Annotated in this window: 12 protein-coding genes; 10 read left to right on the top strand and 2 right to left on the bottom strand. The window is 66.3% G+C overall.

Annotated features, from left to right (window positions below):
* Window positions 1-85: 85 nt before the first annotated feature.
* The 4 genes from AC1C2Q_RS13510 to AC1C2Q_RS13525 all read left to right on the top strand — a co-directional run bounded on the left by AC1C2Q_RS13510 (window position 86) and on the right by AC1C2Q_RS13525 (window position 4544).
* Entirely contained in the window at window positions 86-1537 is a 1452-nt protein-coding gene (locus AC1C2Q_RS13510) for a helix-turn-helix domain-containing protein (protein ID WP_495450500.1), read from the top strand.
* Window positions 1538-1851: 314 nt separating this feature from the next.
* Complete coding sequence (locus AC1C2Q_RS13515) at window positions 1852-2679, top strand: hypothetical protein (protein ID WP_495450501.1); 828 nt, start codon at window positions 1852-1854, stop codon at window positions 2677-2679.
* Window positions 2680-2734: 55 nt separating this feature from the next.
* The gene (locus AC1C2Q_RS13520) at window positions 2735-3160 is read left to right on the top strand and encodes a MarR family winged helix-turn-helix transcriptional regulator (protein ID WP_495450502.1); all 426 of its coding nucleotides are present in this window, start codon (window positions 2735-2737) and stop codon (window positions 3158-3160) included.
* Complete coding sequence (locus tag AC1C2Q_RS13525) at window positions 3153-4544, top strand: MFS transporter (RefSeq protein WP_495450503.1); 1392 nt, start codon at window positions 3153-3155, stop codon at window positions 4542-4544. Before AC1C2Q_RS13520 ends, AC1C2Q_RS13525 begins: the two co-directional genes overlap by 8 nt.
* An 82-nt stretch (window positions 4545-4626) precedes the next feature.
* On the opposite strand, the gene AC1C2Q_RS13530 is transcribed toward AC1C2Q_RS13525, so the two are convergent.
* Window positions 4627-5280 carry an amino acid deaminase gene (locus AC1C2Q_RS13530; RefSeq protein WP_495450504.1) on the bottom strand — a complete coding sequence of 218 codons (654 nt, stop codon included), beginning with the start codon at window positions 5278-5280 and terminating at the stop codon, window positions 4627-4629.
* Window positions 5281-5435: 155 nt separating this feature from the next.
* Between AC1C2Q_RS13530 and AC1C2Q_RS13535 the strand changes: the two genes are divergently transcribed.
* The 6 genes from AC1C2Q_RS13535 to AC1C2Q_RS13560 are packed head-to-tail and all read left to right on the top strand — an operon-like array spanning window position 5436 to window position 10491.
* Window positions 5436-6143 carry an HAD family hydrolase gene (locus tag AC1C2Q_RS13535; RefSeq protein WP_495450505.1) on the top strand — a complete coding sequence of 236 codons (708 nt, stop codon included), beginning with the start codon at window positions 5436-5438 and terminating at the stop codon, window positions 6141-6143.
* Between the two features lie 2 nt (window positions 6144-6145).
* Entirely contained in the window at window positions 6146-7132 is a 987-nt protein-coding gene (locus AC1C2Q_RS13540; RefSeq protein WP_495450506.1) for a phosphate/phosphite/phosphonate ABC transporter substrate-binding protein, read from the top strand.
* A complete protein-coding gene (phnC, locus tag AC1C2Q_RS13545) occupies window positions 7133-7954 on the top strand; it encodes a phosphonate ABC transporter ATP-binding protein (RefSeq protein ID WP_495450507.1) in 822 nt (273 codons plus the stop codon).
* Window positions 7955-7998: 44 nt separating this feature from the next.
* Window positions 7999-8814, top strand: a complete 816-nt coding sequence (phnE, locus tag AC1C2Q_RS13550) for a phosphonate ABC transporter, permease protein PhnE (protein WP_495450508.1) — start codon at window positions 7999-8001, stop codon at window positions 8812-8814.
* Window positions 8811-9656 carry a phosphonate ABC transporter, permease protein PhnE gene (phnE, locus tag AC1C2Q_RS13555; RefSeq protein ID WP_495450509.1) on the top strand — a complete coding sequence of 282 codons (846 nt, stop codon included), beginning with the start codon at window positions 8811-8813 and terminating at the stop codon, window positions 9654-9656. The genes phnE (AC1C2Q_RS13550) and phnE (AC1C2Q_RS13555) overlap by 4 nt, the downstream gene beginning before the upstream one ends.
* On the top strand, window positions 9637-10491 hold the full coding sequence (locus AC1C2Q_RS13560; protein ID WP_495431613.1) for a MurR/RpiR family transcriptional regulator: 855 nt from the start codon (window positions 9637-9639) through the stop codon (window positions 10489-10491). Before phnE (AC1C2Q_RS13555) ends, AC1C2Q_RS13560 begins: the two co-directional genes overlap by 20 nt.
* Window positions 10492-10588: 97 nt before the next feature.
* Here the strand turns inward: AC1C2Q_RS13560 and AC1C2Q_RS13565 are convergent, their stop codons facing one another.
* Entirely contained in the window at window positions 10589-12109 is a 1521-nt protein-coding gene (locus AC1C2Q_RS13565; protein WP_495450510.1) for a PucR family transcriptional regulator, read from the bottom strand.
* Window position 12110 lies beyond the last annotated feature (1 nt).

Below are 12110 nucleotides of genomic sequence, written 5' to 3' on the forward strand. Positions count from 1 at the left end.
ACTCTGGGTGAAGTTCTGGCATCCAACTGCACATTCTCGGGGTGAAGAATCGTCAAAATTCTGCTTTCGTGACAGAATCGGCCGCATGAGCACCGCAGACGTTGCAGAAGACACCGACGCCCTCACAATCGGGCGGCGCATCCGACAGCTCCGCACGGCCCGAGGGATGACGCTCGAAGACCTCGCGTCTGCGGTCGATCGCGCACCCAGCCAGCTGTCGATGATCGAGACCGGCAAGCGCGAGCCGAAGCTCACGCAACTGCAGGCCATCGCGCGGGCGCTCGGTACCGGCATCGACGCGCTGATGGAGGGCGAACCGCTCGATGAGCGCAGCGCCGTCGAGATCGCGCTGGAGCGGGCGATGAAAGGGCAGACGTTCCGGGCGCTCGGCATCGAGCCGTTCCGCATCGCGAAGAGCGTGCCGACGGATGCATTGAAGGCCTTGCTCTCACTGCACGGTGAGATCGACCGGCTGAGGGATGAGCGTGCCGCGACGCCGGAGGAAGCCCGCCGCGCAAACGTCGAACTGCGCCACCTCATGCGCAGGCAGGACAATCACTTCGCTGATCTCGAAGCGAAAGCATCCGAAATTTTGAGTGCCGTCGGGCATCCTGGTGGTCCGCTGACTCAGCGCACGGCATCCGAGATCGCCGCCTATCTGGGGTTCACGCTGCACTATGCGCCCGACCTGCCGCAGACCACGCGCAGCGTCGCCGATCTCGCGAACGGCCGGCTGTATCTGTCGAGCAGCGTGCCGGCGAAGGGCGATGCGCGCACCGCCGTTCTCCAGGCACTATCGAGCCGGATGCTCGGGCACGCCGAGCCGCGCAGCTATGCCGAGTTCCTGCGCCAGCGGGTGGAGACGAACTATCTGACCGGCGCGCTGCTCATCCCCGAGGCACACGTCGTGCCGGCGCTGAAAGCCGCGAAGGAGCGACGGGCGATCTCGATCGAAGACCTTCGCGACGCCTACTCGGTGTCATATGAGACCGCGGCGCACCGGTTCACGAACCTCGCGACCAGGCACCTCGACATTCCGGTGCACTTCCTCAAGGTGCACGAGTCGGGCACGATCACTAAGGCCTACGAGAACGACGACGTGAACTTCCCGACCGACCGGCTTGGGTCGATCGAAGGGCAGATGTGCTGCCGCCGATGGACCAGCCGCGTCGTGTTCGATGAGGACGACCGATTCAACCCGTATTACCAGTACACCGACACTGGCAACGGCACCTACTGGTGCACGGCCAGGGTGGAGGCGTCGAGCGAGGGCCTGCACTCGGTGAGCGTCGGCGTGCGCTTCGACGACACGAAATGGTTCGTCGGGCGAGACACTCAGAACCGCGGCGTCTCGAAGCACTCGGTCGAGGTGTGCTGCCGCCGGGCTCCAGCCGATCTCGAGGAACGTTGGCGCGAGCACTCCTGGCCAAATGTGAAGACTCCGCGGACGCTGCTTGCGACTCTGCCGACGGGGTCTTTCCCCGGTGTGGATACGACGGATGTGTACGAGTTCTTGGAGGCGCACGCGCCGCGGTGATGTGGGCTTGGCCTGGCGACGCCCGGTTGGGGCAGGGCTTGGCCCGGCGACGCCTGGCGAGGCCGGGCGGGCCTGGCGACGTCGGTGAGACACCACGTCAAGCCGGACTGTCACCTCGGTGCGTGAAACACCATCTCGGGCATGGTGTCTCACGCAGCGGATGTCGCGCAACGCCCGGGATGGCGCTTCACGCGCGCCGAGAATGGCTTTGCCGCACGAAACAGGTGCAGCGTGGACCTGTCCCGTGCGGGAAACCCATTCTCGGCGATGGCGGATGCATTCCCGCTAGCCTGGCTGCGGGACGGGGAGGGCATATGGCGCAACAGAGCGACGATATGACGGAGGATGGGCGACAGTTGCGTGAGGAAATCCGGTCGCTGGTCAGCGGTGCGAACCTGGTGGCGTTGATCGTGACGGTCGCTCTGGGAGTCTGGGGCGTCTTCGAAACGATGACGGATGCCGGTGGTGACCGGTTCTGGGGGAACCTCGCGATCGCAGCCCCGAGTGTTTATGCCGGATGGTGCATGCTCGAGATGACCTGGCGTCGCGTCGATTCAGTGTCGCCGCTGCTGCTCCGGCTCGTTTCGGCGTGCCTGATTGCTCCGGCGATCGCGGCGGTTCCTATCGCCGTCATTCAAGCGATCGCGGTGGCATTCCCCGGGGTGCGCGACGTGATCATTCAGGCGACCGACCAGAACAGCGGCTTCCACTACTTCTGGAGCGAAGGTCTGGTCAGCCAGCTGTACCTGCTGCCGATTGCCGGCTATGCGATCGGTGCGTGCGTCGCACTGGGGATCGCCCTCATCATCGTGCTGCCGGTTCTCTCGGTGCGCCGTCCGGGGGTCGTCGGGGCAGACTCGCACATCCAGCATGTCGAGTCGGGCAAGCGCACCTCGACCACAGCCTTCGTGTTCATCGGCCTCAGCATCACCACGCTCGGAATCGTGCTGTGGGCCTTCGGTGATGGTGGCTCCATCACGGAATTCCCCGAGGACCTCGGGCGCCTAATGAACGCACTTTCGTACGGGTACTTCTACTGGGACCAGGCGATGTGGCTGTTGGGCGTGGTCTTCGTGGTCGTCGGCGTGCTGGCGATGGGCTGGGGCTGCGTGCGTGTGCTCTCGGCGCGCTCGCGAGCTTGAGACGGTAGCCGAAGATAGACAACTAGATTGATCAATTTAGTTGTACAATAGTCGGATGCCTGATGCACCCCTTGCTTCCCAGTTCCGCAGCGCACTGCGGCCATTGATCCGTCGCTTCAACACAGAGCGGACGATCTCACTGGGAAAGGCCGGCATCCTGCACCGACTGGTCCAAAAGGGTCCTGCGACGGCATCCGAGCTCGCGGTGTCAGAACGGATCTCCCCTCAAGCCGTCGCGACGGCGCTGCGCGAGTTGGAAGAGCTGTCCTTCGTTGCGCGAGTGCGTGACGAAGCCGACCGCCGCAAGGTGATGGTCGCGATCACTGAGCAGGGCCACGCCGCATTGGAGAGCGAACGCGAAGCTGGCACGGGTTGGCTCGCCGAGGCACTGCTCGAGCGGCTCGATGAGTCGGAGCGTGCAGTGCTGGCATCCGCTGTTCCCGTATTGCGCAAGCTCATGGCGGAGCCCACGGGTGAGTGAGGGGGCGCAGGGGAGGCGACTGCTCCCGGCGCTCGTCTATGCGGCGCTGTCGACGGCGATCGTCAGCTCGCTGGGCATGCTGCTGGTGCCCACGATCTCGCAGGAGCTTCATGTCTCGGTGAGTACTGCGCAGTGGATGCTGACGATCAACCTGCTCGTCGGCGCCATCGCAACCCCTGTGATGGGGCGGATGAGCGATGGTCGGCACAAGAAAGGACTGCTGATCACTGCGCTTGCCGTGATCCTCGTCGGTTCGGTCGTCGCCGCACTGGCGACGAACTTCACGATCTTTCTGATCGGGCGCGCGCTGCAGGGGCTGAGCTACGGCATCGTGCCAGTGACGATCGCGCTTGCTCGACGCTATCTGCCGCCGGAGAAGAGCACGCCTGGTATCGCCAGCCTGTCCGTGACGGTGGCAACGGGGCTCGGCATCGGATACCCGCTGACGGGAATCATCGCAGGAGCGCTCGACTACCAGTGGGCGTTCTGGTTCGCCGCGCTGTTCGTCATCACCGCGATGGTCGTGGTGATCGTCGCCGTCCCGGCCGGGCCTGACCGTCAGGCGCCGCAGGCGCGGTTCGACGTACCAGGGGCAGCTGTGCTCGCCTTCGGGCTTGCCGCGCTGCTGCTCGCCGTCAGCGAAGGAGCGGTCTGGGGTTGGGTGACGCTGCCGACGCTGGGCTGCTTCGCGGTGGCACTCGTGCTGCTCACTGGCTGGGTTCTGCTGGAACTGCGCGTCGAGCATCCGCTGATCAATCTGCGCGTGCTGCGCAGCCGAGATGCCCTCATCGCGAACCTGACCGCGATCACGCTCGGCACGGTGATGTACATGGCATTGTCGATCGGCAGCCTCATCGCACAGGCCCCGGCCGAGACCGGGTATGGCATTGCACTGCCGGTGTTCTGGGCCGGTTTCGTGATGTTTCCGTTCTCCGTCGGAAGCTTCACCGCCAACCGGATCGTGCGGCATCTGGCGAAGCAGATCCGGATGGCCACCCTGCTGCCAATCGGCGCTGCACTGGTTACCACCGCTTCACTGCTGCTGTTGTTTGCGCACGATGAGCTCTGGGAAATTCTGGTTGGGATGCTCCTGGTGGGCATGGGCGTCGGCACGACCTATGCCGCGATGCCCGCTCTCATTGCCCGTAGCGTCGTCGCCGCAGAACTGGGTAGCGCGGTGAGCTTCAATCAGGTGCTGCGCACCGTCGGCGGATCGTTCGGCAGTGCGTTCTCCGGCGCCGTGCTTGCCGCGCATCTGGGGGCGGACGGGCATCCGACGGCCGACGGAATCTTCCTTGCCCTCGCGCTCGCGGCAGTGGGCTGCGCCGCCGTGCTGGTCGGCCTGCTCGTTGAGCGCTTCCGCGCAGGACTCACATCCGGCTGATGCGCTGGCGAAAATGGGTTTACAGCACGAGACAAGCGCAGGGGAGTCCTGTCTCATGCGAGAAAGCCATTCTCGCGGGGCGTCACACGGCGTTCCAGCGCAGCCGTGGCTCGGCGTCGAACTCCTCTAGCAGCGCGGCGACATCGGCTACGGGGAACGTGGTGATGAGTAAGGGTTCTGCAGCGGATGCCACGGCATACGCCAGCGCGCCAGCCCCAGAAGCGGCGCTGAGTGCAACGACCGTCTCGCGGCCGTCGACGACGAGGGTGCGCGAGGCTGTGGGCGTCGCCAGCAGCGCGGCCGAAGCATCCGTCGCCCGCTCCAGCAACGTTGACTCGCTTGCCCACGGCACGAACGCGTCATCTGCCAGACCGTACGCGCTGGCGAGGTTGGGCCCGAGCCAACGCTCCCGCTTGAGGCCATAGGGCGTCGACACTCGCGAGAGCAGATAGCCGTAGCAGTGCAGCACCCCGGCGTTGCCGACCGGCCACGATGCCTCGGCTCCGGCGAGCTCGTGCAGGTGCTCGAACACCGCCCGCTTCAGCACCTGCTTGCCCACGTTCTCGTCGATCACGGTGGATCGCCCCCAGGCGTCGAAGCGGCCCTCGGCGCGGTCGCGAGCGATGCTCGTCGTCAACCAGTCGAGCACGCCCACGGCGGCTGCGGCATCCGATGCGGTGTCGCGCGCAGCGCGGGCGGAGGCGGCATCAAGGAAATGCACGGCGAGTTCGGTCACGGCGACAACACTAAGCGACCGAGAGAAAAGAACTGCGGACGAGAGGAAGAACTGTTTACACGCTGTTCACGAGATGTGGTCAAATCGTCCATAGAGCCATTCCATACTGGACGAAGCGTCCACGCTGTACGAGAGAACGCGAGAGAAAGCACCCTGTGAACAACCGCACCACCATCATCTTCGACTTCGACGGCACTATCGCCCTCGGCGACGGCCCCGTGCTCGCCTACGCGCAACAGGTGGCCGCAGAGCTCGGCAATCCGGACGGATTCATCGACGGCATCCGCGAAGCCCTCGCCGCCGGCGACGAAGGCTCACTCGACGGCTACGACACCGTGCGCCGTGCGGCCGAGGCTGCAGGTGCGGATGCCGCACAGCTCAGCCGTGCCTATCTCGCCAGCCGCGGTCAACTCGCCACCGAGCTCGCGCCGATTACCGCACCCGATGGCCTCGCCGAGTTCCTCGCAGACGCCGGCGCCGGTGCCGACCGCATCCTTGTCACCAATGCCCCCGACATCCGCCTCACCGAAGCGCTCGAAGCGCTTGGTCTGAACGGCCTCTTCGACCGCATCGTAACGGGCGCGGGCAAGCCCGCAGGCCTCGACGCTGTTCTTGAGGATCTGTCCACGGATGCCAGGGTGCTCAGCATCGGCGACATCTGGCACAACGATCTCGCGCCCGTTCATCGTCGCGGCCAGGCGACCGCCCTTGTTGGCGACTTCGCCGACCCCGATGCCGTACCCACCTTTCGCGCCCCAACCCTCACCGCGCTGCTGCCTGCGCTGCAGGAATGGCTGGGCGCCACCCACGATCTCACCGACTCCGCCACTCACACCCATACCCATACCCATACCGAAGGATGATCATGCGAACTTCTACTCTTCGTCGCTCTGCAACCGGTCTTGCCGCTGTCGGCGTACTGCTGACTGTCGCGCTCGCCGGCTGTTCCGCAAGCCCGGCTGAGGGCGAAGCCGTCACTCCGGCCGCTGACCCCGAATCGCTCGTGCTTGCACTGGTCCCCTCGCAGGACCAGGACGGCCTCGTCGACACCGCAGCTCCGCTGACCGAGTACCTCTCCGAGGAGCTCGGCATCGAGGTCACCGGTGTGGTCTCGAAGGACTACCAGGCTGCTGTCGAAGCCATGGGCGCGGGCCAGGCGCAGATCGGCTTCCTCCCGTCGCTGCAGCTGTGGCAGGCGAACGACATGTATGACGCATCCGTCGTGCTGCAGACCGAGCGCAACGGCAACATCACCTACCCCGCGCAGTTCATGACGAACAACCCCGACAAGTACTGCGATGACACCCCGGTCGAGCGCGATGGGATGCTGTTCTGCAACGGCGCCGACGCGATGAGTGGCCCCGCGGGCCTTGACAGCATCGACAAGGTTGAGGGTGCAAACGTCGCCGTCCTCGGCCCCGGCTCTCCGGCCGGCTACATCTACCCGATCCTCGCGCTGCAGGAGGCGGGCCTCGACACCGACAACGACATACAGCAGATCCCGGTGACCGCGAACGACGCATCCGTTCTCGCGGTCTACAACGGCGACGCCGAGGTTGGCTTCAGCTTCTGGGATGCCCGCACCATTGTCGTCAAGGACACCCCGGATGTCGGCGAGAAGGTCGTCGTCTTCGCTCTGACCGAGGAGATCCCGAACGACGGCGTCGCGCTGTCAGCGGACCTCTCGCCTGAACTGCAGGAGCGCATCACCACCGCGCTCGCCGAGTTCTCTGACACCGAAGAGGGCTCCGCGATCCTGGAGAGCGTCTACTCGATCACCAAGCTCGCACCGGCCAACCCGGAATCCCTCGACGTCGTCGCTCGTGCGGCGCAGGCTCTGGGACTGCAGTAAATGCCCGACCTGATTCACACCGTGGACGTCGCAGCTTCGGCTGCGGCGTCCACGCCGTGGTCCATCCGGCTCGACGACGTCACCGTGCGTTACCCGAACGGCACCATCGGACTGAAGAACGTTTCGCTCGACATCCCCGCCGGGTCAATGATCGCCGTTGTCGGACTCTCCGGCTCCGGCAAGTCGACGCTCATCCGCACGATCAACGGCCTCGTGCCCGTCACCGGCGGAACGCTGGATGTGGGGGAGCATCGTGTCAGCGGCGCAAAGCCCCGGGCGCTCCGCCGACTGCGCGGCGATATCGGCATGGTGTTCCAGGGCTTCAACCTCGCCGGGCGCGCGAACGTGCTGCAGAACGTCCTGGTCGGACGTCTCGCGCACACCCCGCTGTGGCGCACCCTGCTCGGCACGTACTCCGAGAGCGACAAGCAGCTCGCCTACCGTGCGCTCGACAGCGTCGGCATCCTGTCCAAGCTCTACCAGCGTGCCTCGAACCTGTCCGGCGGTCAGCAGCAGCGCGTCGCGATCGCCCGTGCCCTCGCGCAGGAACCGCGCATCGTGCTCGCTGATGAGCCGGTCGCGAGCCTGGATCCGCCCACAGCGCACGGCGTGATGGCAGACCTTCGCCGCATCAACCGCGACCTCGACATCACGGTGGTCGTCAACCTGCACCTGCTCGACCTCGCCCGCGAATACGGCGTGCGGATGATCGGGATGCGCGCAGGCGAGGTCGTCTACGACGGACCTGCCGCAAGCGCCACGGATGCGGACTTCGAGGCGATTTACGGGCGCTCGATCAGCCCGGAGGATCGACTGTCGTGAGCAGTGCGACGCCACTAGAACGAAACGGGCTAGAACGGAACGGGGTGGATCGGAGCCAGCTCGAGCAGAAGCCGCTTGAGCTGCCCGAGCGGCCTGGCGGCCGGTGGAAGGCGCCAGCGATCGCTCTCGTGATCGTGGCGATCACTGTCGTGATGTGTCTGCCCGGCATCGGCATCGATGTGGACTTCGGCGCGATCGCGCGCAACTGGCAAAATGGCGCGGGCAAGATCCTGCAGCTGCTCGTGCCGGACTGGAGCTTCTTCCCACGCACGGTCGCACCTCTCATCGAGACGCTGCAGATGGCGGTCATCGCCACCGCGATCGGTGCCCTGGTGTCGCTGCCGCTGAGTTTCTGGGCCGCGCGCAGCACCAACCCGAATGCGCCGGCGCGAATCATCGTCCGCGGCATCCTGAACATTGTCCGCAGCGTGCCGGATCTGCTCTACGCGGCGGTCCTCGTCGCTATGGTCGGAGTCGGGGCGCTGCCGGGCATCCTGGCGCTGCTGCTGTTCAATATCGGCATCCTCGTCAAGCTCGTTTCCGAGGCAATCGACACGAACGACGCGGGTCCCCTTGAGGCCGGCCGCGCAGTCGGCGCCACCCAGGCGAAGATCAACCGCACTCTCGCGCTGCCCGATGCCTGGCCTGCGTTCGCGAACCAGACGCTGTACGTGTTCGAACTCAACGTCCGCGCATCCACCGTTCTCGGCCTCGTCGGCGCCGGCGGCATGGGACTGCTCATCGACGCAGTGCGCACCTTCTACCGCTACGACCAGCTGTCGTTGATCATCCTGGAGATTCTCATCGTGGTTGTTGTGATCGACGTTGTCAGCTCCGCCATTCGACGGAGGCTGGTATGAGCGCCGCCGCTGTTCCCGCCGCTATGGCCGTGCCCCACAAGTTCGCCGTGCCCCGCAAGCCGCGCAGGCCTTGGCTCGTCGCGGGCTGGGTCGTCGTCACCGGCATCGTCGTGCTCGCGTTCTGGTCGATCGACATCAACTGGGCGCGGCTTGCCGATCTGCCGGCCGAGATCATCCGGTATCTGTTCCTTATGTTCGGCTCGCCGAACTGGGAGAAGCTCCCAGAGGCGCTGTGGCAGACCTGGCGCAGTGTCGAAATGGCGTGGGTCGGCACTGTCCTCGGCATCCTGCTCGCCACTCCTTTGAGCCTGTTTGCCGCGCGTGGATTCGGTCCGGCGTGGTTGCGTGCGCTGCTGCGCGGCTTCTTCTCGCTGATCCGCGCGGTACCAGAGATCATCATCGCGATCGTGATTCTCTCGGTCACCGGTCTCACACCCTTCACCGGCGCATTGGCGCTCGCGATCAACGGCATCGGCACGCTCGGCAAATGGGGTTATGAGGCCGTCGAAGGTGTCGCACCTGGCCCGATCGAAGCCGCCCGTGCGGCCGGAGGCAGCACCTCGCAGGTGCTGCGCTGGGGAGTGTGGCCGCAGGCCGCTCCCACCTTCTGGTCGTTCTGGCTCTACCGCTTCGAGATCAACGTGCGCTCCTCCGCGGTGCTCGGCCTGATCGGCGTCGGCGGAATCGGTGACATGCTCACCTCGTACACGCAGTACCGTGAGTGGTCAACGGTGGGCGTTCTGCTCATCGTCGTCATCATCGTCACGATGCTGATCGACTGGGCATCCGGCGCGATCCGCCGCCGCATCATGGAGGGAGCCCGTGCCCGTGTTCTCGTCTAGTACGCCGCCGTCGGTGCGCATCGCCAGCGTGGGAAACACGCTCGGACCCAGCGAACGCCGCGTCGCGGAGCTGATCTCTGAGCAGCCGGATGCCGTCGTGGAATGGACCGCGCAGGAGCTCGCCGACCGCGCAGGCGTGGGGCGGGCGACCGTCGTGCGCGCGTGCCAGAGCTTCGGCTATCGGGGCTATCCGCAGTTGCGGGTGGCGCTCGCTGCCGAACTTGGCCAGGCGGGCGATACGGTCGCAGACCATGGCCCCGGCGTGCTCGGGCGGATGCGCAGCGAGATCGATCGGGTCGCGGCATCCCTGCCGGCGCTGGCGAGTCTGCTGGATCCGGATGACGTGGCCGAAGCCGTGCGCCTCGCGGCATCCTCGGGGCGATTGCTCGTGCTCGCCAACGGGCTGTCGTCACCGATCGCGAGTGATCTGGCGATGCGGCTGACGGCATCGGGGCGTCCGGCGGAGTTCATTGCCGACGCGATCGCACAACAGATCGCCGCGCGGCACCTCACCGCCGTCGATGTCTGCCTGATCATCAGCGGGTCCGGCGCGAACGAGGCGACGCTGCGCGTTGCTGCGGCGGCAGCTCGCGGCGGGGCGAAGGTCATCGCGGTGACGTCATTCGCTTCGTCGGCGCTGACCGAGCTTGCAACGCTGTCGCTGGTGATCACGCCGAGCGGTGTGAGCTTCCGCGATGAGTTGGAGCACACCTCGCGCGTCGCGTATTTGGTGTTCACCGAGGTCTTTGCGGCTGCTGTGGCTGCTGAGCGTGGTGCCGATGCGCGCGAGGCCCGTACCCACGCGATGGAGATTGTGTCCGACAACCTGGGCTGAGCGGGCCGGCGCGCTGCCAACGCCCCTGGTTGCCGCCCGCGCCCCATGCTGCCCGTCGGTGCGGCGGGGCGTCGGCGACACCCCGGGGCGTCGACGGTCAATGGGATGCGAGGAGTAGCGACCATAGCTCCGCGCGGGCCGGGAACGTTGCGAGGTCCACATCCAGGAGCTTGGATGCCTTCGCCACGCGCGAGCGCAGCGTATGGCGATGGATGCCGAGGGCTGAGGCGGCGGATTCGAACCGGGCGTCGTGCTCGAGCCAGACCCGCAGTGACTGCTCAAGGTCCGCGTCATTCTCGCGCAGCGGTGCGAGCCGCGACTTTGCGATCAGGCGTGCATCATCGGTGGCGAGGGCAGACAGGATGCCGGATGCCGCCGTCTCGGCGAAGCGGACCGCCCCTGAACCCGTGCCTGCGCTGCCGCCCCGCCGCAGCGCACTGAGCGCCTGCGCATGCGCGCGGGAGAACGCCGAGTACGAGGTCGCTTCCGAGACGCCGATGCGGATGCCGAAGCGCTCCGCGGCCTCGTCGAGCAGCACAGCATCCGCCTCCGGCAGGCAGATCACCATGCCGTTCCCAGAGCCATGAGCCGAGTTGGAGCCCGAGCCGTCATCCGACACCGCGAGGAACGACCGCGATCCGCGCTCCGCTCGGCGTCGCTCCCACCACTCTTCGAGTGCTTCGGGGAGGGCGCCCACTGCCACCGCCACGATGACGTGCCCTGTCGGCAGCGACGAGAGCACGCGCCGAGCCAGCGTCTCATCGTCGAGCAAGAGTGACTGAAGCAGCTGCGTGTGCAGGCGGCGGCGTTCGCTGACGAACTGATCGGTCTGCTCGAGGGCCAGCCCCGCCATCGCGATGACCGACGTGACGACGGCGCGTGCCTCGGCATCCAGCGAAGCGGTAGCGATCGCGATCACGCCGCGCAGACCTCGCGGGCGACCGAGTGTGAACAGTTGCATCGTCTGCTCGTCGACCACGATCGAGCGACCGGTCTCCGCTCCTCGCGTCAGCACTTCTGCGACGTGCCCCGCAAGGATCTCTCGCGTCGTGGCGGGAACCCCGCCAGGCGGATGCTCGATCGTGAGCGTGCCGGATGCATCGAACATCGCCACCCAGGCGTCGAGCCGGCGACCGAGCTCGCTGATGATCGCAGCCAGCCCGTGCCTGCGAAGAGCCGCCACAGACAACGCCCGCTGCGTGTCCAGCGCCCAGCTGCGCCTGGCGTATGCCTGAGCAGCAATCGCTTCGGCGTGCGCACGGGCAACGGCGATGAACGGTGTGCGATATGGCACCTCGAACAGCGGCAGCCCCGATTCGGCGCACGCGGCGACCAGATCGGACGGAAGCTCAGGATGCCGAACACCAGTGCCGAACCCGAGGCCGACGACACCCCGTGCAGTCAACTGCGCGACATACGCGGATGCTGTGACCGATCCGTCGAGCTGGCTTCCGGTCGTCAGCAGTGCCAGATCGTCGGCGAGGAAGGGCGTCGGATCGGCGAGGTCGGTGGAGTGCACCCAGCGCAGCGGGCGGTCCAAGGCATCCGGGGCACCAGAGACCAATCGCAACCCGAGCTGTGGATCGCGCAGCAGTCCGCGCAGCGTCGGCTGATCCATT

Source organism: Microbacterium sp. Y356, from assembly GCF_059445355.1.